This window comes from Mangrovibacter phragmitis, from assembly GCF_040429585.1.
GTDB lineage: Bacteria > Pseudomonadota > Gammaproteobacteria > Enterobacterales > Enterobacteriaceae > Mangrovibacter > Mangrovibacter phragmitis.
In genome coordinates this window covers 5,273,478-5,296,417 of the sequence record NZ_CP134782.1, presented here as the reverse complement: position 1 = coordinate 5,296,417, position 22,940 = coordinate 5,273,478, and the positions used below count along the sequence as shown (strand labels likewise).

At 47.2% G+C, this 22,940-nt stretch carries 19 protein-coding genes; 12 read left to right on the top strand and 7 right to left on the bottom strand.

Going from position 1 to position 22,940, the window contains the following annotated elements; all coding sequences use genetic code 11:
* Window positions 1-121: 121 nt before the first annotated feature.
* From phnO to MPHASIOC01_RS25425, 3 genes are all read right to left on the bottom strand, one after another.
* Entirely contained in the window at window positions 122-553 is a 432-nt protein-coding gene (gene phnO / locus MPHASIOC01_RS25435; protein ID WP_064596555.1) for an aminoalkylphosphonate N-acetyltransferase, read from the bottom strand.
* A 122-nt stretch (window positions 554-675) separates the two neighbouring features.
* Window positions 676-2,220 carry a methyl-accepting chemotaxis protein gene (locus tag MPHASIOC01_RS25430; RefSeq protein ID WP_353613556.1) on the bottom strand — a complete coding sequence of 515 codons (1,545 nt, stop codon included), beginning with the start codon at window positions 2,218-2,220 and terminating at the stop codon, window positions 676-678.
* A 374-nt stretch (window positions 2,221-2,594) separates the two neighbouring features.
* Window positions 2,595-2,930, bottom strand: coding sequence for a zinc ribbon domain-containing protein YjdM (locus MPHASIOC01_RS25425; RefSeq protein WP_353613555.1), 336 nt, complete (start codon window positions 2,928-2,930; stop codon window positions 2,595-2,597).
* Between the two features lie 797 nt (window positions 2,931-3,727).
* Between MPHASIOC01_RS25425 and MPHASIOC01_RS25420 the strand changes: the two genes are divergently transcribed.
* From MPHASIOC01_RS25420 to MPHASIOC01_RS25400, 5 genes are all read left to right on the top strand, one after another.
* Complete coding sequence (locus MPHASIOC01_RS25420; RefSeq protein WP_064596561.1) at window positions 3,728-6,070, top strand: dynamin family protein; 2,343 nt, start codon at window positions 3,728-3,730, stop codon at window positions 6,068-6,070.
* Between the two features lie 2 nt (window positions 6,071-6,072).
* A complete protein-coding gene (locus tag MPHASIOC01_RS25415) occupies window positions 6,073-6,957 on the top strand; it encodes a diguanylate cyclase regulator RdcB family protein (protein ID WP_064596563.1) in 885 nt (294 codons plus the stop codon).
* Window positions 6,926-7,087 (top strand): hypothetical protein, encoded by a 162-nt coding sequence (locus MPHASIOC01_RS25410; RefSeq protein ID WP_353613554.1) that lies wholly within the window; start codon window positions 6,926-6,928, stop codon window positions 7,085-7,087. The genes MPHASIOC01_RS25415 and MPHASIOC01_RS25410 overlap by 32 nt, the downstream gene beginning before the upstream one ends.
* Window positions 7,088-7,506: 419 nt before the next feature.
* Complete coding sequence (locus MPHASIOC01_RS25405) at window positions 7,507-9,591, top strand: TonB-dependent siderophore receptor (protein WP_353614981.1); 2,085 nt, start codon at window positions 7,507-7,509, stop codon at window positions 9,589-9,591.
* Between the two features lie 570 nt (window positions 9,592-10,161).
* Window positions 10,162-11,007: a hypothetical protein gene (locus MPHASIOC01_RS25400; protein WP_353613553.1), complete on the top strand. Its 846-nt coding sequence runs from the start codon at window positions 10,162-10,164 to the stop codon at window positions 11,005-11,007.
* 155 nt (window positions 11,008-11,162) lie between these two features.
* Here the strand turns inward: MPHASIOC01_RS25400 and MPHASIOC01_RS25395 are convergent, their stop codons facing one another.
* Window positions 11,163-12,191 carry a hemin-degrading factor gene (locus tag MPHASIOC01_RS25395; protein ID WP_064596569.1) on the bottom strand — a complete coding sequence of 343 codons (1,029 nt, stop codon included), beginning with the start codon at window positions 12,189-12,191 and terminating at the stop codon, window positions 11,163-11,165.
* A gap of 216 nt (window positions 12,192-12,407) precedes the next feature.
* On the opposite strand from MPHASIOC01_RS25395, the gene MPHASIOC01_RS25390 reads away from it, so the two are divergent.
* Both MPHASIOC01_RS25390 and MPHASIOC01_RS25385 read left to right on the top strand, forming a co-directional pair.
* Window positions 12,408-12,590, top strand: coding sequence for an Rdx family protein (locus MPHASIOC01_RS25390; protein ID WP_353613552.1), 183 nt, complete (start codon window positions 12,408-12,410; stop codon window positions 12,588-12,590).
* Window positions 12,591-12,788: 198 nt separating this feature from the next.
* A complete protein-coding gene (locus MPHASIOC01_RS25385; protein ID WP_064596573.1) occupies window positions 12,789-13,520 on the top strand; it encodes a 4'-phosphopantetheinyl transferase superfamily protein in 732 nt (243 codons plus the stop codon).
* A 136-nt stretch (window positions 13,521-13,656) separates the two neighbouring features.
* Here MPHASIOC01_RS25385 and MPHASIOC01_RS25380 read toward each other — a convergent pair whose 3' ends face one another.
* On the bottom strand, window positions 13,657-14,994 hold the full coding sequence (locus MPHASIOC01_RS25380; RefSeq protein WP_064596575.1) for an NCS2 family permease: 1,338 nt from the start codon (window positions 14,992-14,994) through the stop codon (window positions 13,657-13,659).
* 165 nt (window positions 14,995-15,159) lie between these two features.
* Between MPHASIOC01_RS25380 and yieH the strand changes: the two genes are divergently transcribed.
* The 4 genes from yieH (at window position 15,160) to MPHASIOC01_RS25360 (ending at window position 18,863) form a co-directional block, all read left to right on the top strand.
* Window positions 15,160-15,825, top strand: coding sequence for a 6-phosphogluconate phosphatase (gene yieH, locus MPHASIOC01_RS25375; RefSeq protein WP_064596577.1), 666 nt, complete (start codon window positions 15,160-15,162; stop codon window positions 15,823-15,825).
* A 482-nt stretch (window positions 15,826-16,307) separates the two neighbouring features.
* Window positions 16,308-16,436 carry a hypothetical protein gene (locus MPHASIOC01_RS25370; RefSeq protein ID WP_269448062.1) on the top strand — a complete coding sequence of 43 codons (129 nt, stop codon included), beginning with the start codon at window positions 16,308-16,310 and terminating at the stop codon, window positions 16,434-16,436.
* Window positions 16,437-16,532: 96 nt separating this feature from the next.
* Window positions 16,533-17,108: a hypothetical protein gene (locus MPHASIOC01_RS25365; RefSeq protein WP_353613551.1), complete on the top strand. Its 576-nt coding sequence runs from the start codon at window positions 16,533-16,535 to the stop codon at window positions 17,106-17,108.
* 159 nt (window positions 17,109-17,267) lie between these two features.
* The gene (locus tag MPHASIOC01_RS25360; protein ID WP_353613550.1) at window positions 17,268-18,863 is read left to right on the top strand and encodes an ABC transporter substrate-binding protein; all 1,596 of its coding nucleotides are present in this window, start codon (window positions 17,268-17,270) and stop codon (window positions 18,861-18,863) included.
* Window positions 18,864-18,927: 64 nt separating this feature from the next.
* On the opposite strand, the gene MPHASIOC01_RS25355 is transcribed toward MPHASIOC01_RS25360, so the two are convergent.
* Both MPHASIOC01_RS25355 and MPHASIOC01_RS25350 read right to left on the bottom strand, forming a co-directional pair.
* Complete coding sequence (locus MPHASIOC01_RS25355) at window positions 18,928-19,629, bottom strand: response regulator (RefSeq protein WP_064596582.1); 702 nt, start codon at window positions 19,627-19,629, stop codon at window positions 18,928-18,930.
* Entirely contained in the window at window positions 19,610-21,247 is a 1,638-nt protein-coding gene (locus tag MPHASIOC01_RS25350) for a sensor histidine kinase (RefSeq protein WP_064596587.1), read from the bottom strand. The genes MPHASIOC01_RS25355 and MPHASIOC01_RS25350 overlap by 20 nt, the downstream gene beginning before the upstream one ends.
* A gap of 323 nt (window positions 21,248-21,570) precedes the next feature.
* Between MPHASIOC01_RS25350 and MPHASIOC01_RS25345 the strand changes: the two genes are divergently transcribed.
* On the top strand, window positions 21,571-22,932 hold the full coding sequence (locus MPHASIOC01_RS25345; RefSeq protein ID WP_064596589.1) for a 2-hydroxycarboxylate transporter family protein: 1,362 nt from the start codon (window positions 21,571-21,573) through the stop codon (window positions 22,930-22,932).
* Window positions 22,933-22,940 lie beyond the last annotated feature (8 nt).

The window sequence follows — 22,940 nt, the reverse complement described above, 5'->3', positions numbered from 1 at the left end:
GTGCCAGCTAAATAAGCCCGGAACTAATCAGGATATTACGGTGTTTTTTTTGACAAAGCTCTGACGAAAGACAGGCCTTCGTCAGATATGACGTGTCGAAAGTAGAGATGAATGGCGGAAGTTACAGGCGTTTGGTGAAGCGCATATGTGTAGGTTCGTAGCCTTCGCGTAAATAAAAACGGTGTGCGTCTTTGCGCAGAGCACCACAGGATAACTCAAGCAGCTCGGCATCCCACTCACGGGCTTTACTTTCGGCCCAGGCCAGCAGGCGTTGGCCTGTGTTGTACCCGCGCGATTCAGGCATTACAACCAGTTCCTGGACTTCACCAATCCAACGTACATGGTGCAGGTGAAATTGCATTTGCAGGCTAATCATACCCACCGGGTGGTTATCCTGGAGTGCAAGCTGGTAAAAACGCTGCGGATCATCCAGGTTACGAGCCAGCCCACTGAGAAAGGCGTCCCGGTCAAATGTGGTTTGTTTCAGTTCGCAAATGAGCTGGTATAACGTGTCGGCATCGTTAAGCCGGGCAGGGCGGAGTTCGATCGGCATGACGTCTCCTGGAACAGCTGTTGAGTAAGGGATATGCTAATCAACATAGTGTGATTTTTACTATCCCTCAAGTACACCGAAATGCTGAATCAGCAGATTTGCCAGTGTTTGCTGGCAATCTGTTAACGAAACACATTGACGGCATCTTCCAGGCGGGAAGCCTGGTGTCGCACAGACGCTGAGGCCTGGGCACCCTGGTCAACCAGCGTGGCATTCTGGTGAGTAATATGATCAAGTTGATCAACGGCTTTGGTTATCTCAGAAAGACTGTGCGCCTGGTCTGCCGTCGCATCGCTGATTTGAGCGATAAGCTGAGTCACATTTTTCACCTGCTCAACAATATCGTGCATTGTTTCTCCGGCTTTCTGCACTTCTTCTGCTCCGGATTCTACCCGCGAAGAGCTGGACTCAATTAATTGACGAATATCACTGGCCGCTTTGGCACTGCGTTGAGCCAGGCTGCGAACTTCACCGGCCACGACAGCAAAGCCTTTACCCTGCTCACCGGCCCGGGCTGCTTCAACTGCAGCGTTCAGGGCCAGGATATTGGTTTGAAACGCAATGCTGTCAATCAGAGACGTAATACTGTCAATTTGTTTAGTACTTTCAGCTATTTGGTTCATCGTGGCAATGACTGTTTCCATCACTTGCCCGCCATGGGTGGCTGCATTGCTTGCCTGCCCGGAAAGTTTATTCGCCTGGGCGGCGGTATTGGTATTTTCACGTACGGTATCGGATAACTGTGTCATGGTTGCCAGGGTTTGCTGCACGTTCACTGCTGTTTGCCGGGTGCGCTCATTAAGGTCTTCATTTCCCTGTGCCAGAGCATCACTGCCTGTGCGCACACTACATACCTGGCCACTGACATCATTAATTAACCAGCGAAACATCAGGCCCAACTGGCTGATTGAGCGCAAAGTAATACCAACTTCATCCGAGCGTTGCATATGGTCGACATTATGGTTATTACCTGTTGCTACCATCAGCGCCTGTTTATGCAATTTTTCTGCAGGCGTAGCTATCTGGCGCTCCTGAAACAGGCCTGTCAAAACAAACAAAACCGTATTCAGCCCCAACATAATCAGGTACTCATGCAGTGAGATACTTACAAAATGCATTACTGCTGAGGATAATAGCAGTGCCACCAGTAATGGCAGGCGAATACGCCAGCGCAGCGAGAGTGTTTTGGTTAATGAGAATAGTGAAGAGAACCCTTTTTTGACGACCAGACCATTACGTAATGTCAGCCTGGTTGCGCGCCCTTCATTCATGGCCCGGTAGAGTATTTCGGCTTCGCGAATTTCCTCGCGTGAGGGTTTGGTGCGAATAGACATATATCCTGTTGGCTGCCCATTACGTACAATAGGTACGGCATTCGCCCGTACCCAATAATAATCTCCATTCTTCCGGCGGTTTTTTACCAGCCCGGTCCAGGGTTCTCCGCGTTTTAATGTTGCCCACATATCGGCAAATGCCTGGCGGGGCATATCCGGATGACGTACCAGATTATGTGGCTGACCAATAAGCTCATCACTTGAGAAGCCACTGACTTCAATAAAGCTGTCATTCGCATAAGTGATATAACTCTGAAGATCAGTGGTAGACATCAGTGTCGTGTTGTCCGTCAACTCATATTCAGTGTCTGTCACAAAAGGCTGTTGGCGCATTTGTTTATACCTGGTGTCATTGTGGGATTAACAGATGATTTCGGCATTTCTTAATATATCTTTAGTATTAAAAAGTGATGGGCATCTAAAAAATTTTCACCAGATAATAAGCGGGAATGATTTAATTATGGCTAACAATTAAATTTATTTTTGTTTTACTTAATATGTTGATTTTATATGATTTTAAATATTTGCTTTATGTGGGAATTGTACTACTAAACTAATAGTTTAGTGTTTTACCAGGATATTACCCGATGTAAAAAAAGAACGTGGCTTTTGTCTAATGTGCCGTAGATGATAAAGGGTACTGAAAAACTATTATTTATTTTTGAAAGTAATAATAAAAACCTCCCACTAGCGGGAGGTGAAACGAATCAGTTCTTCTTAACAAACTCAGATTTAAGTTTCATCGGCCCGAAACCATCGATTTTGCAATCGATATTATGGTCACCTTCAACCAGACGAATATTCTTCACCCGAGTGCCAATTTTCAGCGTGGAAGAGCTTCCTTTTACTTTCAGATCCTTAATCACGGTGACAGTGTCGCCATCAATGAGGGTATTCCCGTTGGCATCCCTCACCACCAGAGTATCATCCTGGTGTGTGGGTTCATCGTCACGCCATTCGTGAGCACACTCCGGGCAGACATACATCAGATTATCCTGGTATGTATATTCAGACTGGCATTTGGGGCATTGAGGCAATTGCATGGCGTATCCTTTTTTGTGTTACTGGTACAGGCACTCTCTGCCAGATATGGAACGAAAAATCAGCCAACTATGGTAGTGGCAAGCCATTTCGGACGAATTCTTCAGAGATAAAGCCGGTAATCCGCAGATAAGTATCATTAAATGGTAAAAACAGGGAGATTATAACTTATTTCTTATGGTTATTGTGTGGTTTTTTTGAGATTGATATGAATTAGTTAATTATAAAAATGTTAATTAACAACAAGATGAGTAAGTAATTTGCCATTTTTATGCTTGAGAAGTATCAGTTGCTTTTGATGACGTAATTCTGCTGGTACAGCGGAATCCCCGTGACACCTGGTGCTTATTTTAATGAGAGTGATTCTCAATATTAACTTAACTTAACACAAATTAATGCTGTGAACAGGGAGGGAGAAAGCCTGATTTTTCATTGTCACAATCAATAAGTTGCTTTAAATATGCGAACAACATATCGTGAAAGCTAATAAGATAGTGTTATTCTTCATTGGCGGTTTTAGGTAGCTCACTCTCTTATTGGCTGCCACCGCAATGCAACACTCACTGGTGTGGGAACACTCTTTTTGCTGATTGATACCCTGGGTTTATTTACCTGGGGAGGGTTGTTGCCAGTGTTGTGTCATGCTGACTGATTGAATAGAAAAGAAATCTTTTTGCTTCCTTACCTGCGGGTAATGGTTTTTCTTTATATTAAAAATAAATAGTTCCAGGCTATTTCATAACTAAAAAATAAGGGACGTGATTATCACGCCTGATGATTTGCATTAAGGAAAGGTTCTATGCACACACAGACAGTATTTGAATTAAGCCAGGAGGCGGAGCGGCTATTGCAACTGGCTATTTCGCAGCTTGACTCGATTCAACAGTTCCCTGCTTCAAGTCCACCTGTTGCAGCGACAGACAGCACTGTTGCTGCAAACGCAAACCATTTCAGTCTTAATGGCATACAAAGGCAGCATGAAATCTTGCAAAGTGAGTTGCGTAAGCTCACACATCAAGAAATGGTACTGGCAATTGTCGGCACCATGAAAGCAGGCAAGTCTACGACGATTAACGCCATTATTGGTACAGAAGTACTGCCCAACCGTAACCGGCCTATGACGGCATTGCCAACACTGATTCGCCACACTCCGGGCCAACGGGAACCCCGTCTCTATTTCCCGCATGTTTTGCCCATTGAAGCATTGATGGAGAATTTACACACCTGCCTGGTACACTCAGACCGGCAAGCGCTGGAAGAGCGTCTGGAAATAGACCACGATATGGAAACCCTGATTCAGCGCATTATTGATAAGCAGGGATTTGAACGGCACTATCTGGGTGCCCAGCCTATCTTTTACTGCCTGAAAAGCCTGAATGACCTGGTACGGTTGTCTCAGGTACTCAATATTGATTTTCCTTTTGCTGCGTATACTGCGATTGAACATATTCCTGTGATTGAGGTGGAGTTTGTTCACCTGTCTGAGCAGGAAACGCCCTATGGTCAGTTGACATTGCTGGATACACCGGGGCCTAACGAAGCTGGCCAGCCTTATTTGCAGCAAATGTTAAAAGAACAATTAAGCCGCGCCTCGGCGGTTATGGTGGTACTGGATTACACTCAACTTAAGTCCATATCCGATGATGAAATGCGTCGGGTGGTGGCACAGGTTGGGGATAAAGTGCCTGTATATGCGCTGGTCAACAAATTTGATCAAAAAGATCGTAATAGCGATGACGAAAAGCAAATTCGCGCTCTGATAGCGGGTTCTTTGATGCGTGGGGTTATCTCGCCCGAGCATATTTTCCCGGTGTCTTCAATGTGGGGTTACCTCGCTTACCGGGCAAAACATGAAATTGAACAGCATGGTTGCCTGCCTAATCCAGACCAACATCGTTGGGTGCAGGATTTTGCCGATGCGGCATTAGGGCGTCGCTGGCAACTGGCTGATCTCGCAAACATTCCCCATGTAGAGCAGGCGGCGCAGCTACTCTGGGAGGATTCTTTACTGGAACGCCCCATTAGCACCATCCTGGATGCGGCGCATGGGAAGGCCTCACTTTTTGCCTTGCACTCGGCAGTACAAAAATTAAATAGTTATTCCCGTCTTGCCAGTGAGTTTCTGTTTCTGCGTGCACAAGGGTTAAATATGGATAATGACAGCCTGCAGGCGCATATTCAGAGCCTTGAGCTGGATATTTCCACCTTATATTCGTGTCAGGCTCAGGTTGCCCAACGCATTCAAATGGAAATGGAAGAGGCGATTGGGCAGATAAGCAATCATCTTGACCTGTGCAAGCAGCGGGTTCATGAAGCCCTGAAAAGCTACTTTGAACGCGGTGTTGTGCCAGCAATGATAACGAAAAAAGTGCCCTCATTGCTGTATCATGAACCGGATTTTACCCCGGGAGAAAGGCTGCTGGTTTCTGGTACCGAAAATCTGGCAAGACTCAGTCTGTTTAAGATAAGCCATTCCTGTGAAGCGATCATGACATGGGCTCAGGGCCATATGGCATCGACGCTGTCTGCAATAGCAGAAACACTGAAACAAACGTTAACAGTGATTTTTCGGCAAACACTTGAGCCTATTGAACAACGCCTGAGTGCCGGGCTTGACACTTGTGTCAAGGAGCCTCTCTCTTTGCCGGATATTCAAAATATGTTGCTGGATGCCAGTGTCGCCTCCTGTTTTGCCGATGCGTTGACAGAACAGCGCACCGTCAATACACAAATGCAAACCGGGATTCGTTCCGCAATGCAACGTTGGTTTAATGGTGCAACGGATCAACTGGAGGGGAATACGGATTATTCTCGCCAGTTTGTGATTAACCTTAATGAACTACAGACAAAACTTATCCAGCATATTACTCAGGCCTGTGAACAAATGCGGGGGGCGGTATACGCTCAACTGGATGTATCTGTTACCCAGTGTCTCGCAACATTTTTTGCCGAGGTGACTGGTGCGCTGGAGGCCATTCAGCGCAACCTGAATCACTGCATGCTGGCCCGCCAACAAAGCCATGAACAACAACAAGGGTTACGTAAACGCGTACAGCACTGCCTCACAACAGTCACATTTATTCGGGAAGATACACGTTTATTGCAGGAAGATATTCAGACGCTGCTTAAAGCGGAACAATAATAATGACGTATTCATCATTAATTGAAATACCAGAAGAAACGCTGGAGTGTATTAATGGTAAGTTTGTTGTCGACCTTGCCAGCGATATTGACCTGCGACGGGAGCGCTACCGCCACCCACAGAGCAACCAGTTTTGGATGCATCTGCAGGCGGTATTTCGCCAGAAACTCCCTGCCGGTCAAGTTTTGCATGCCAGTGAAATGGCGATGGATCATGGCGATGTTAACCTGGCCTGGCTTCAGTGGTTTATCAGTCAAATGGCACTGAGTCAGTTTGCTCTGACTTCGCTGGCTGCACGGGTCCAGGTGTTGCGTGCCAGTTGCCCTCCCGGTCATGAGCGAGAAAATCATCTGCTGCAACTGCAATCTCTGATAAGCCAGCGTCAGCAGCGGCTGGACGCTCAACTGAAAAAGCCAGACAGCCTTAACCAGGCCCAGGTTCATTGTGAGCAAGTGTTTGCCCGTTGGCGTACCGGGCATTATCAGCGCTTTTCTCCGGCTTCGCGCTGTTATATTGCGCTGGAGGAATTGCGTTGGGGATTGTTTGGCGATGTGTGCCGTGCGCATGAGGCCATAGATTCTCGCTCCCTGTTGGAATCGGTTCGGGAGCAGGCTGTTGCGCAGCTGGCTTATGATATTGGTGCATCAGCACGAACCCGGCACTTCTATCATCAGTGGCTTACATTTCCTCCCGCCACTGGCATGATGGACCTGAAAGCACTACTGAGCTGGTTGGGAGACTGGAGCCATGGAGAGTATCAACCTGTTACATGGTCAGTGACGCAAAGTTGGCAAAACATTGCGCTGGGTATGCCACGTATTTGCTCTGCTTCCCGTCTGGCAGGTAGCATGGTAGATGAAATCTTTGACCTGGCAGATGTCGACTAACAGTTTTGGTGGGCAACAAGGGGAAAACAGGTTTGCCCCTTGTTGTATGGGCAAATACAACCCTGGTTTTTATTTCCCCAACCCATGGCATCTGGTGGCATTAACGGTGTTGCCCGGCTTTGAACACTAGATTGTGGCTCTTCACGTTTTTCATTACGACCAACCGACAACAGTAATCTAAAGCTACGGATATATAATATCTGTCCGGGTGTTTTTTTCCGGGAAAACAGATTTCTTTTTTTTGCTGCCTCTAACGCACTGATTCTTCTCATTTATGTAAAATACTCAATCCTTAGCAAGGAAAGAATGACTTGATTTTAGCAAACTAAAAATGATAATCGGTCTCAAAATTATAAATCTTATCATTTATAAAAAGAGAGAAAAGCCGTGTCAAACCGCCAGTCAACTTGTGTGGGCAAAGGGCCTTGTATATTGGCGTTGCTCATCAGTAGCGCTATTTTCCCGTCACTTGCTGCGGGCACAGCAACGGACAGCCAGTCAACAAATACCTCAAAGCCCAGGGCTACTCACTCCCAGAAAGTAGACACCATTACGGTGACCGCTTCACCCGACACTTCCTTCCAGCCAGGTGGCGATGAACTGGTTCCCGCTTATCTGGACGGGCAAGTCGCAAATGGCGGCCGTCTGGGAATGTTAGGTGAGCAAAGTGCCATGGATGTCCCTTTTAATGTAGTGGGGTATACCTCTAAATTAGTCCAGGACCAGCAGGCACATACCATTGCCGATGTCGTGGCAAATGACGCTGGCGTGCAGTCCAGCCAGGGTTACGGCAACTTCGCTGAAACATATCGTATTCGTGGTTTTACGCTCGATGGCGATGACATGACAATGGGAGGCCTGCCTGGTGTGGTTCCTCGCCAGGTAGTTGATACCCAAATGCTGGAGCGCGTTGAAATTTTCAAAGGCGCGAACGCACTATTAAATGGTGCGGCCGGTTCTGGTGTCGGCGGCATGATCAACCTGGAACCTAAACGTGCAGAAGATACGCCAGTTACCCGCGTTGGCGTGGATTACACCTCGGATTCCCAATTAGGGGGAACACTGGATGTGGGCCGCCGGTTTGGTGATAACAACCAGTTCGGTGCGCGTGTGAACCTGGTTCACCGTGAAGGTGAAGGTGCGGTAGATAACGATAAACGCCGTACCACTCTGGCTTCGCTTGGGCTGGATTATAAAGGTGACCGCCTGCGTTCTTCGCTGGATTTTGGTTACCAGAAGAAAACCTTCCATGGCAGCCGTAATGGTGTGAATATCAGTGGTGTCGATTTTATTCCGGCAGTACCCGGGCATACCACGAATTACAGTCAAAAATGGGGCTACAGCGATATCGAAAACGAATTCGGTATGGTGAAATCAGAGTATGATTTGCTCGATGAAGGCCACCTGACAGCGTATGCAGCATTGGGGGGGCAACATGCTCATGAAACCGGGACATATACCACACCAGCGTTGACGGATACCCTGGGTGATGCCACAGTTTCACGCATGGACACCAATACCATTATCAATACTTTCAGTGGTATGGCAGGTCTGCGAAGTAAGTTCGATACTGGTTTTGTGTCACACAATGTTAACGTGGGTTATGCGGCATCTACCAGCCAGACGCGTGCCGCTTACAAAATGGCGCTGTCACCCACCGCCACAACGAATATCTACGACCCGCAGTCTGTCTCTATGCCAGGCACAGACTATTCTGGTGGCAAATATTCCGACCCGGCTCCAACCATTCGTAGCCGTACTCAGGGCTGGCTGTTAAGCGATACGCTGGGTGTGCTGGACGATAAATTACTGTTTACCCTGGGTGCTCGCTATCAAAAAGTGGTTCTGGTCAACTATGACTATAACTCCGGAGCGGAAACCTCGCATTTCGAAGACAACCGCTGGATGCCGACTTATGGTGTTGTTTATAAACCATGGAAGCCGGTTTCTTTGTATGCCAACCATACCGAAGCTTTACAACCAGGTGATTCCATTGGTGTGGGCGCACTGAATTACGGCCAAAGCCTGGGCATCATTCACTCCAAACAAAACGAAGTGGGTGTAAAAATGGATTTTGGCCGCGTGGGAGGTTCCCTCGCATTATTTGAAATCAAAAAACCTTCAGTGATTAACGACTATGTCGGCTCAGGTTACTACACCCGCCTGGATGGTGAGCAGCGTAACCGTGGTATTGAACTGAATGTGTTTGGTGAGCCAGTACTTGGCCTGCGTTTGAATGCCAGCACCACCTGGATAGACCCGGAACTGTCTAAGACAGAAAGTGGCACCAACGATGGAAACGATGCCATTGGTGTGCCGCGTTTTGTGGGGGTGCTGGGCGCAGAATATGACATCCCCCATGTGGAAGGGCTGACAGCAACCGCGCGTGTCAACCATACTGGCTCACAGTATGCCGATGCCGCGAACACCAAAAAACTGGACAGCTACACCACACTGGATTTAGGTGTGCGCTACCGGATGCGTATTAACGAAGACAAAAATGAAATGGTATGGCGTGTTGGTGTTGAAAACGTCACCAATGAGAAATACTGGTCTTCTGTAGAAAGCTACGGTTATTACATCTTCCAGGGCGACCCACGAACCCTGAAAGTATCGATGACCTACGATTTCTAACGTTAACTGTGCCTTATTTAATCCCTCCGGCTACCTAAATATGTAGCCGGTTTATTTATCCTCTGTTAAAAAAACAGGTAATAAATCTGCATTTGGGGTCTGTATAGATAATGTTATTTTAATAAGAGTACCTGCAGTGTTTTTATTAAAGAGAAACATAAATCATGTATATGACTCTGGCTATCTCAGGTGCTGTAAAATTGACATTCATTGTAAATAATAACTATTATTATTAATCCTGATTTTCTGCTATTGCTTCCACATCAGCCATTCATGCCTACTATATTTGGTAGTTTCAGCCAGAGTATTTTTACCACGATCCCCGGCTGTTATGTTTTCCCTGGTCTTGAATATAAATAAAACTGGCTGGGGAATATGTGTTTCTATATTCATCATTCTGATACTAAAGTGTTTTCCAGGGTAAACCATTTTTTTCTTCAGTACCGTGCTGAATCGAATAAATCTCATGCCCAGCTAAACAGTTTTTTTAGTATTACTTGAATATCGTGTAAACATCTGCGCTTTTGTGCCGATAACAGACGAGTATATGTCTATTCTCAGGGAAAAAGGATGAATACTCTTTTCACAAAGTCACTCGCCGGGAGCGTAATAACGGTGACGTCGTCGTTGTCTGACAATTCCAGCCGCGCCACTTCCGGATATTCAACAAAAACAAAAGATGCTGAACGTGCACAAGATGTAAGTAGCAGTGCTGATATAGCTCTGCAGCAGGATAGCGGCGTGACTGTTTCGCTGAATTATTCTGTTGAATCGGCGGAAGCCATTGCGCCAGAACAACTGGATGGCCTGGCTTCTTTATCTCAACGCCTGGCAAAAAGCCCCAGCTCGTCTAACCCACTCTTTACCGATAAGGCTACGGCAACTGATGCGGTGAGCTTCACCGGGTTTTATTACGCAGCGGCAGACGGCATAACAGCGGATCAACTGGCTGAAAAACTGCACACTGCACTGAGTAGCGTACCGGGTAGCGGGACCCAGTTAACCGATTCAATGGATCTTGCGATGACACAGGCCAAACTGAATAAGCTGGTGGATGAGAATATTGCCGCAGACTGGCAACCGCTTGCACGGCAGACTGTACAGCAGTTTATCCAGGCAAAGGTAACAATCCAGGACAATGAGTGGCAGTCTGTGGCTAAACAAGACATTGCTCTGGCCGCTTCCCGCGGGGATGATGCCAGCCAGGCCCAGGCAGAATCAGACCTGGCGGTCTTACAGGCAGGTAACAGCCATCATCAACAGTTACGCACTGCATTTCTTGAACTAACTCGTGATACAACGAACAGCGACGACTGGTTTAGCACTTTCTCTGCGGCTATACATGGCAAAGGTGCTCTGGAATATGAAGAGCAAATGCATGTCCAGGCATTGAGCAAGCAATGGCAGGCATTATAGCTACAGCCATACTGTACTCGTCGCTCAGTTTATTATCACTGACAATCGATGCTGGCAGTGTTGGTTGAGCTACGTAGTGTATTGTTTTATGCCTGACGGGTGAGGTGCACTGCTTCCCTGAGTGCCGGATACCATCCGGCCAGGCCTCTTCCTGCTTACGCTGCAACGCCCGTGTTCATCACAGCATCGATTTGTTCCCGCCAGATAAGTTGTTCTGGCATACCTTCACTACGCTGACCATAGAGCTGTGCTATCTGAGTACCATCAGCAGCAAACAGTTCCAGGCTGGTAACAAATCCTTCCCGGGTGGGTTTACGTGTGACCCAGGTTTCGGCAATGTTATGCATATTTAATTGCAACGAAAATGCCGGATTTGCCACATGCAGTTGTTTGTTTGCTGCTGTCACCTTGTCAACTGGCCCTGTGAAAATTTGCACGCAACCCCGGCTGGCGACAAAAATCATTATCTCATTTTGCGCTTTTTCAGCCTGGACCAGGATTTGTTGTACGGCATCATTATCAACCAGGCAGGCAAGGTCAGCTCCTACCGCACGGAATGCCTGTTGGCGTGAAACTTCATGATTTTTCAGCAGACTAAAGAATTGATGAACATCGGTCATTGCGCGCCATTCATGCTCAAGCGCCTGTGCATTAACAGCGCCGGAGTGTAATGGCACCGGGTAAGGGCGCAGATCCAGTTCCCGGTGTTTGCGTAAACTGCATTCGCTAATCAGTTCACTCCAGGCGTTAAGGTCTGTGTGCTCAGTTGTGAAGACGCTGAGTACGGCGCTGCCCTGGTTATCAAAAATCTGAATACTTCTGCGTAGCCCCTGTGTGGTTTGTTCATCTACGGCAAAGGCACAATGCCACTGAGCAGGAAACAGGCGGAGATCCAGAGCGCGTGGGTTCAGGACAATACCATGTTGCCCCAGCCGCAGGTTGTCATAACGGCCAACTAGCTTATGAATAGCGTAAGGATTTCGGGTAATATTTTTTATCTCACCCACCAGGGAAAGCCCGTGCAGCAAGGCTGTGAAATCAGGGCGTAGCTGGACTACATCCTGTCCCAGTCGGCAAAAGAACAACTCTGCTTCACTAATAGCCATTTGCGCTGCGAGTTCACTGGTATGTTTTTGTGGGTGTGTGGTTTTGAGTGACAGGTAATGTTGATAACGACCATTCATAAATCCATTCTCCTAAATAACCCCGAAGCAGAACCAGAGAAGACAACGGGCAGGGGGACAGCACAGGAGTCCAGACACTGTGTTAAGGTTACAATAGTGTTAGCAATATGGAATAAAGCTAATATAAACACGCAGTGTAAGCAATTCATTCTCTGATAATGAGAATTGTTCTATGTTTGGCGTGTTCGTTCAGCGCATAGAGATGATTTGGCGAGTGTGGCTCGTAAGCCAGCAACGGGTAGAAAGTTGATTATTCAGGTGAATGAGCGTGTTATTTATGAACGAAAGCGTGACGGTGGATTTCCGGATGCACCTATTATCAAGCAGCGGGTCAGGGTTCTTTGCTTGCCGGGACGCAGCCCAGGTCATGGTGATTTGCCTTGCACACCGCTTTCTTAATCTGGCGGTGTTTAAGCGTTTTCTGGCGGATTTATCTGTACATTGTAAAGTTCAGTGATTGTTGTGTTGTATTGAGCTTTTTTCTTCTTAAATGCGTAAAATTCGATTTTCAATGTATTGCATGGCAACACCTGTTTCTTATTTTGGTGGCTGGTCGTGTATACGCCCGTTAATTGCCCATTAATCAAGGAGTGAACGATGGCTACGCACTTTGCACGGGGGATACTCTCTTACCCACATAATTTGTCGCCACGCCTTTCAGCCCAGGCGCTGAAATATTCGCAGCAACTTCCTCCCCATAAACGTAACCGCTTTCTTGCTTCACGTAGTTTGCTGGCTGAACTGATGTTTATGTTGTATGGCATTGCTGTGTTGCCAGAAATTACTTTTGAGCAGGGGCGCCCACGTTTTATTAGTGAGGAATTACCCGATTTCTCGGTGGCTTATGCGGGAAACTGGGCTGGTGTGGTGGTGGCAACTGAAGGTAAATGTGGTCTGGATATGGAGCTTCAGCGCACCATTATTAACGCGCCTGCGGAGCGTGAGGGCCTGAGCAGTAATGAAGTCATCTGGATTAATAACCAAACCGATCCGAAAGAAGCCTGGGTCCAGATTCTGGCGGTGCGGCAAAGTCTGGGAAAACTGATTGGTCAACCCAATAATATTACCCATGAACTGCAATTATTGCCGGGGGTTGGACGGTTGCGTTTTGCGCCTATGGCACTGGTTGAAACGATTTGTGATGCAGAAGATCTGCTGGTGTGGTCTGTGGCAGGTGCTCCGGCAGCAGAACGCCTGAAGTTGTGGGAGTTTAATACAGCTTCTGGCTGGCGAGTGTTAAGAGATTTGCAGGAAAGGGCACATGACCCGGATACCCGGTTAATGCGCTTTACCAGTATGCCGGCAGATAAGGCATTAATTATTAAGTAATATATCAGTTGCAAGTATGCTGGTGTGCATCAACGGGTTAACTGACGGGTAGATCAAGCATACCCGGCATAAATAATAAATGGCTGCCTGGATTAACTCCCTCTGGCAGCCATTTTTTTAACATGAAAAGCGGGTATCAGTGTGCGTCAATAAACACAATTTTCAGCACAAACAACAGTGCGACAACCACCACACATGGGCTCAGGTCACGCAGGCGGCCAGTGCCGATTTTCATCACACAATATGAAATAAAGCCCAGTGCGATACCTTCTGTAATTGAGAAGCTGAACGGCATCATGACTGCAGTAATAAACGCGGGGACGGCTTCCGTCAGGTCTTTCCAGTCAACACGAGTCAGGCTGGCTGTCATCAGCACGCCCACATAAATCAGCGCACCTGCGGCGGCATAGTCAGGTACCATTCCGGCCAGTGGTGACAGAAAAATAACCAGCAGGAACAGCAAGCCTACCACTACCGCTGTTAACCCGGTACGCCCACCGACAGATACCCCGGAAGAAGACTCAATATAAGCAGTCACTGAAGAGGTGCCAATAAATGCGCCTGTTACAGAGGAAATACTGTCAACAAACAGTGCCTGTTTCATACGCGGAAACTTGCCTTTCTTGTCGGCCAGGCCTGCTTTATCGGTAACACCAATCAGCGTGCCGGAGGAGTCAAACAGGTTCACCAACATGAAAGAAAAAATAACCCCGGCCAGACCAATATTGAATGAACCCGCCAGGTCAACATGGCCGAAAACAGTATGCACATCTGGTGGAGCAGAGACGATACCGGTGTAGTGGACATCACCCATCATCCAGCCCAACAGAGATGTGATAACAATGGAAATCAGTACTGCGGCGTGAATATTACGCGACGCGAGAATGGCGATAATAAAGAACCCAATAATACCAAACAACACCGAGTGCGAGGTCAGGTTACCAATAGAAACCAGCGTATCTTTATTTGCGACGATGACACCTGCGTTTTTCAGCCCCATCATCGCAATGAACAGGCCAATACCACTGGTGATCCCGACGCGCAGACTCACGGGAATATTGGATATCATCCAGTAGCGAATTTGGAAAATAGTCAGTAATAACAGGCCAATGGCGCCCCAGAAAATGGCTCCCATCCCAACCTGCCACGGCAGGCCCATTGCGCCCACCACCACAAAGGCAAAAAAGGCGTTCAGCCCCATCGCCGGAGCCAGCGCAACGGGCAAATTAGCAAAAATCCCCATCAGGATGCTGCCAAATGCTGCAATCAGGCAGGTAGTGACAAATACCGCACTGGTATCCATTCCCGCAACGCCGAGAATTTGTGGGTTAACAAAAACGATATACACCATGGTCAGGAAGGTGGTGAAACCGGCAATTACTTCCGTGCGTACGCTTGTCCCGTGAGCGCGTAATTTGAAGATGCGCTCCAGCAATCCCTGGCGCTCTGCCGGGGAGGTGTGTAGTTGATTCATTATCAATTTCCGGTAAAGGAAGAAAAAAACGTCGCTATCCTATACCAAAATGCATAAAGGGAGTGGCAATCGCCGGATTTTTTTCACTGATTAGCGCATACGGGATCGATTGCATTGCACAAACCACGTAAAGTAACTGCTCAACTTATACATTCAGGAAAACCCATGTCAGCCATTGAAGCTATCTTTTTCGACTGCGACGGGACGCTGGTCGATAGCGAGGTGATTTGTTCCAAAGCGTATGTGCATATGTTCCATGAGTTTGGTATTACCCTGAGCCTGGAAACCATGTATCAGCGCTTTAAAGGCATCAAGCTTTACGAAATCATCGATACAATCAATGATGAGCACGGTGTTCAACTGGACAAAGCTGAACTGGAACCTGTATATCGTGCTGAAGTGGCACGTTTGTTTGAGAGCGAACTGGTAGAGATCCCGGGGGCGCGTGCGCTGGTTGAATCTGTGACGGTTCCTGTATGCATTGTCTCCAATGGTCCCGTGTCTAAAATGCAACAGTCACTGGGTAAAACGGGGATGTTGCACTTTTTCCCCGGGCGCCTGTTCAGTGGCTACGATATTCACTGTTGGAAACCAGACCCGGCATTGATGTTTCACGCTGCAACAGCCATGCAAGTGAACCCGGAACATTGCATTTTAGTTGATGACTCGATGGCCGGTGCTCAGGCGGGAGTGGCTGCGGGAATGCATGTATTTTATCTTTGCGCTGACAAACATAACCAACCGATACACCATCCACGCGTCACTGTTTTTTATGATTTAGCGCAATTGCCCGCATTGTGGCAGGCCCGGGGCTGGGATGTGACGGAATAACCCCCCCCCGGTCCTTGTCTTCGTGCAGCCAGTGTTATGCCATGCGCTGTCTGTACGGTCGTCAAAACTGCAGGCATGACTGCCTTTATCTTCATTTATCGAATGAAATTTAATATTAATCAGAATAATATTCCTTATAATTATTAATTACCGCCTTTATTTCTTATAAATGCATTTTTTACTGATATAAAATTCCTGCCTTCGTTGTGCTCATGTAGCATGCCGCTACGAAAAATTTCACTCATTCGTTTCAGAATCCGGCGGGGCCGGTCGTTTTACTCAGTATCCGGGTACGCGTAGTGAACTGCCTGGCTCTTATGGTTCATGTCAGCGGCTGAGTTGTGTCGCTTACCTGATAAATTCAACATAAAGAGGCATGTAATGAATAAAGTGCGCTTTTTCAGGTGAATAAAACGATTACCTCTGTAGTGCTGGTGGGGGTTGTCGCAGGCTGTAACGAGAAAACAACAGGAGTTGAACCCGTGAAATTTGTCAATATGGAAAAGTTGTTAGTGGATTCGGGGCTGGCGGAACAGGAATCTGCACATTTGCGTCTGGTAAATGAACACCTGAAACAGAGTGCAGAAGTGGCTATTAAATCAGAAGAATAAAACGCATCAGTCACCAGCCATTAATACTCTTACAGGCATTATAACAGTAGTACCCGCAGTTCCCAGCCTGCCGGTGACCTAAAGGATTTCACCAGTATGAAAATTTGCGTTATTTCCGATGACAGTTATTTTTCTGTAGGTGTTGCTGCAACTATGGATAAATTTTGCATGGTACAGCATTATTGCCCTGCAAAAGCATTAACACTGCCAGTCAGTGAGCTTGAGCAATACTTTTATATTGTTCTGAATATTCACAATCGTATGCTATACAGGAAAGTGAGCTTAAGATTAATGCGTTGCAGAACAGAGAAGGTAATATTGTTACCTCACTGGCATCGCCTTGCTCGTAATTTTCGCCGGTTATTTACACCATTAAAGATAACACCAGCTGAATTGCGTGGGTTATTGATGTGTGAACCCTTATGCAGGCAGGGTGCGGGAAAGGTGGCACTTAAGGCGTCTTATTTTGATATTTATCAGTCTATTATGGAGGGGGATAACTATAATTATTTGGCGGAAAAAAATGAAATCACCTATAAGCATATTTTTTATATGAAAAAAACCATACTGAAACAGTTGGGTATAGATAAAGTAAACCCAGGAAATGTCTTTCTGGCTGAGTCCGTATTCCTTGGGTTACAGGGGCGTAATCAAATTGAATTTGTTTCCTGAAATAAAATAAGTGTGAATTTTCGCATGCCGGTAGCGGGAAAATGGAGATAATTTACGCATAAAATCTGAAAAAGTCATAACCTGAGTACTTTTCGTTATTTGCGAAATCAGTTGGTCTGTGCTGTCATTATGTTTTAAAAAAATGGCAGGTTATACGATATGTTGACAAGGAAATTTCTCACCGGGTTGTTACTTACCGCTCTTTTTCCCGCCAGTGCGGCACTGGCAGCGGAAAGTACGCTGGTTTATTGTTCTGTGGCATCCCCTGAGTCTTTTAACCCGCAATTAGCCAGCTCAGGCCCAACTTTTGTTGCCAGTTCACAAACACTGTATAACCGCCTGGTGACATTCGACCCGAAAGACAACTCGCCAGTTCCTTCTCTGGCAACCTCCTGGACCATCAGCCCCGATGGCAAAACCTATACCTTCACTCTGCGCAAAGGCGTTAAATTCAACAGCAATAAATATTTTACTCCCACGCGGGATTTTAACGCCGATGATGTCATTTTCTCGGTAATGCGTCAGAAAGACCCAAATAACCCTTACCATAATGTGTCACACGGTAGCTATGAGTACTTTAATGACCTGGGGCTGTCATCCCTTATTAAAGACGTCAAAAAGCTGGATGACTACCATGTTCAGTTTGTGCTGACGAAGCCTGACGCCGCATTTCTGGCTGACTGGGGCATGGATTTCGCGTCGATTTTATCTGCGGAATACGCTAATGCTATGCTGAAAAAAGGCACACCAGAGTATGTGGATACCTGGCCAATTGGTACCGGGCCTTATGCGTTGCAGCAATATAAAGTGGATTCCCTGATTCGTTACATTGCGAATCCGAATTACTGGGATGGCGAAGTGCCGACCAAACACCTGATTTTCTCCATTACCCCTGACGTACAAACCCGCCTGGCAAAACTGGAGAAAAACGAGTGCCAGATTATTCCTGCACCCAGCCCGGTACAGTTTGGCGCTATCAAAAAAGACAAGGATCTTACCTTGCATTCGATTGACGGGCTGAGCGTTGGCTACCTGGCATTTAATACCGAGAAAAAGCCTTTCGACAATGTGCTGGTGCGCCAGGCGCTGAATTATGCCGTGGATAAAAAAGCGATTGTGGACGCCGTATTTATGGGGTCAGGAACGGTGGCGAAATCACCCATTCCCCCAACGATGATGGGCTACAAAAAAGATTTGCCGGATTACGATTACAACCCGGAAAAAGCCAAAGCTCTGTTGAAACAGGCGGGATATGCGAATGGCTTTGAAACCAATTTATGGTCTATGCCGGTTCAGCGCCCGTATAACCCTAACTCGCGGCGTATTGCGGAAATGATCCAGAGCGACTGGGCGAAAGTGGGCGTGAAGGCCAAAATCGTTACCTGGGAGTGGGGCGAATATCTGTCAGGCCTGCGTAAGGGGGAGCATGCAACCGCGCTGTACGGGTGGATGTCAGATAACGGGGATCCGGATAATTTTGCCGACACACTGCTCAGTTGCGACAGCATTAAAAGTGGTTCCAACGCGGCCCACTGGTGTAATAAAGACTACGATGCTCTGGTCACCAAAGCGAAAGAAACCAGTGACCCGGCAGCACGAGCAAAACTATACCAGCAGGCACAAACCATTTTTTACCAGCAGGCGCCCTGGCTGACGTTAGCCAATGGGAAAACTTTCTATGCTACCCGCAGCAATGTGACCGGGTACAGTGTCAGCCTGATGGGAAGTGATTTCTCGAAAGCGAAACTGAACTAATACAGAAAAACACAGGGCGTGACACGCCAGTGTCGTCACCACCGCACCAGGGATGGCGCGGTGATTAGTTACCCAACTCTTGTTTGCGGTGATACATGCGCCGTGGATGGCCTGGTTTGCCATAACGCATTTCAACATCCAGAAAGCCGTTGTCCACACAGTGCTCCAGGTAACGCCGGGTGGTCGTTTTACTGAGCCCGGTCTGATTTACCACATCATCAACGGATAACACCGTGTCATGAGGGCTGGCAAATAAGCTTTGCACCCGGCTTAAGGTTTGTTCCTCAATCCCTTTATTACCGTTTTCTGTGCGGTAATTTTTGCCTTGTAACTGGTAGAGCGAATCCACATTACGCTGATCGACAATTTTCCAGGTGCGTTGCTGCTCATTAAATTGCACAAAGCGCGCCAGAGACTGATCCAGCCTTTTCCATGATACAGGTTTAAGAATGTAGTCGAAGGCTCCATTGCGAATCGCCTGGCTACAGGTGTCCATATCACTGGCGGCAGTAATAAAAATCACTGAGCATTTGTGTTCCGCAATCCACGGGCTGTTCATCAAACTTATCCCTTTACCATCTGGCAGGTAATTGTCCAGCAAGACCAGACCAGGACGCAGATGCTGTAGCAACTGACGGGCATCAGCAAGAGAGGTGGCTGTACCTGCATAGCGTAGTTGTGGGTGGTTACGGAGTAATTCAGCATGAAGCTCCGCCAGTGGTGCTTCATCTTCCACAATCAACACATCAATGGGTTCCAGTTGCATACACAGTTTCCTCTTCTGATGGAGCAAGGGCTGGCACACAGGGTATAAACAGTGAAAAAACCGTGCCAGAAGGAATATTATCAGCCACTTCAATGCTGCCGCCAGCCTGGTTGACATAGCTGGCGATAAGATAAAGCCCCAGACCGTGGTCGCCATGTTGTTTGGTGGTGACACCGCGTTCAAAAATATGCTCACGGATTGCCGGATCCAAACCAACACCGTGGTCTGCGACTTCAATAATCAGCTCCCGGCTGGATAAGCGAATCAGCACTTCAACAGGAAGATGTGCACCGCTGGCACGTTGGGTGGCCTCAATAGCGTTATCCAGCAGGTTGCCAATCACGGACAAAAGCCCGGATTCAGTAAGCCCGTGGAAAGGTTCACGCATTTCACACGCCGGATCAAAACGTAATGTGACACCTTTCTCGCGTGCTCGCGCTGTTTTGCCTAATAGCAACCCGCACAGCGTGGGCGACTGAAAGCGGTCAGAAATAAAGTCCAGGCACTCCTGGTCATGTTCTGACTGGCTTTGAATATACGCAGTTGCTTCCTGATAGCGCCCCATATGCAGTAAACCCGCCAGTGTCGCCATATGGTTTAGCTGTTCGTGCCGCATGATACGCAGGTTATCCAGATACCGCTTAACCTGGCTGAGTTGTGCTGCCATGGCATCAATATCGTTACGATCCCGGAAAGTAATTACCCAACCCTGTAACTTTCCTTCCAGCATAATCCGTACCCGGCTGGCGATAACCGTCAGGTGGTTAAAACAGCAAATCTCATCATGGGTATCCTGCTGCAACATGGTGTCAGGGTGAAAAAAGTGCACCGGGTCAATCAATTCTGATAAAGGTTTGCCGCGAACTTCGCGCGAGGATTGAGTCAGTCCGAGTAAATGTTTGGCGGCCTGGTTGATCACCGCAATACGGGATTGAGCATCAATGGCAATCACCCCTTCATAGATAGATTCCATCAGCGCTTTTTGTTGGCGAACTAATAAACCGATCTCCCGTGGTTCCAGTGAGAAAATTTGTTTTTTGATACTACGAGTAAAAAACCACGAAAAAACAAATAACGACATCAGGATAAAGGCAGCAGATAACGCGATATTAACCACTTTTCGTGCAGTAATGTTGTCGAGGTAACTTTTTAAATAACCAACAGAAACAATACCAATAACCTTACCCTGATTATCAAAAATAGGCGATTTACTGCGCAATGAAATACCCAAACCACCTTTGCGAATAGTAGTAATTGTTTTTCCTTTCAGAACAGACTGATTGTCACCACCCACTAGTTTTGTGCCAACCCGGTCGTTAAATACTGAGTGAAAAAGATGCCTGGCATGTTCATCACCAATAACAATAAAACTGGCATCACTGCGTTTAGCTACCAGCGTCATGAACTGGTGAATTTGCGCTATATCATGGTGTGCGACAGCCGTTTTCAGTGAAGGGATAAGCGCTATCTCCTGAGCCTGAATGCGGGCGCGTACACTCATTTCCTGGTACAACTGGCGGCTCATATCAACATAGTAATAGACGCCAAGCAGCACAAATAACCCCATGAAAAACACCACAAGGGAGACGAACAGTTTTACCTGGAATGAGAGTTTCATTATTTGCTATAACGCGCTTATTAAAAGAATAATTTTACCATTTTTTATGTGCCCGTCGTTGTTGCTATAAAAAACTTGTGATCCTCTACACAGCCTGAATTGACAGAAAATTAATTTAATAAATGAAATTTGATATTTTGTTACTGAAAATAATAAACTCCATAAACACCACGCAATTAAATATGCAGTACGTCACATATTATAATAAACACCATTAACACCATACAATCCATTAAAACTTCCTGCTTAATATGTATTCCCTCACATTATATAGGTTCTTGCTCTTTTAATCTGATCTGGAACAATAACTAAGGGGCTTAATAATGAGCACGACTGATGATTCTTACTCTGTACCCCAGAACCCGGATAATCTGACCCAGGTCTCGTTGAAAGAAAAATGGTGGCATATCCTCGATACCTGGAAAATCGGCATTATCCCGCTGCCGCTGTTTGTGCTGGCCGGATTGCTGATTGCAGTGGATTGCCTGGGGGGAAAATTACCCAGTGATATCGTCGTTATGGTGGCGACACTGGCCTTTTTTGGCTTCGCGTGTGGCGAATTTGGTAAACGCCTGCCTGTCATTGGCAAAATGGGTGCGGCGGCGATTTGTGCCACATTCATTCCTTCTGCACTGGTGCACTACGGATTGTTGCCGGATGTCGTTGTGGAATCCACCACCAAATTCTACAAATCCACCAACATCCTCTATCTCTATATTTGCTGCATTATCGTGGGCAGCATTATGAGCATGAACCGTACCACGCTGATTCAGGGATTCCTGCGTATTTTCTTCCCGATGCTGTGTGGTGAAGTGGTGGGAATGGTGGTGGGGATGGGCGTTGGCCTGGCGCTGGGCATGGAACCGTTCCAGATCTTCTTCTTTCTTATTCTGCCCATTATGGCGGGTGGTGTGGGGGAAGGGGCGATACCGCTTTCCATTGGCTACGCCACATTGTTGCATATGGACCAGGGTGTGGCGCTGGGGCGTATTTTGCCGATTGTGATGCTCGGCAGCCTGACTGCCATTATTATTGCCGGCAGCCTGAACCAGTTGGGTAAACGTTACCCGCATTTAACCGGGGAAGGTGAACTGATGCCGGGGAAAAATACTCAGGCAGCAGGCCCTCTGACCGCAGCGTTTAGTGGTAAAACCGATGTCACCACTATCGCTTCCGGTGCGTTGCTGGCGGTATTGTTATACATGCTGGGCATGCTTGGTCATAAATTGATTGGCCTGCCAGCTCCCGTCGGTATGTTGTTTATCGCCGTATTTATCAAACTGGTTCATGGTGTTTCCCCACGCCTGCTGGAAGGCTCACAGGTGGTTTATAAATTCTTCCAGACTTCCGTGACTTACCCAATTCTTTTTGCTGTCGGTGTTGCCATTACTCCCTGGGAAGAACTGGTTCACGCTTTCACGTTCACCAACCTGTTAGTGATTGTCAGCACAGTCAGCGCACTGGTTACCACCGGGTTCTTTGTTGGCAAAAAGATAGGTATGCATCCCATTGATGTGGCTATTGTTTCCTGTTGCCAGAGTGGCCAGGGTGGTACCGGCGATGTCGCGATTCTTACTGCGGGTAACCGGATGTCCTTAATGCCTTTTGCACAGATAGCCACACGTATTGGTGGAGCAATAAATGTCTCCCTGGCTCTGCTGTTCCTCGGCAACTTTTTAGTCTGACTGACAGG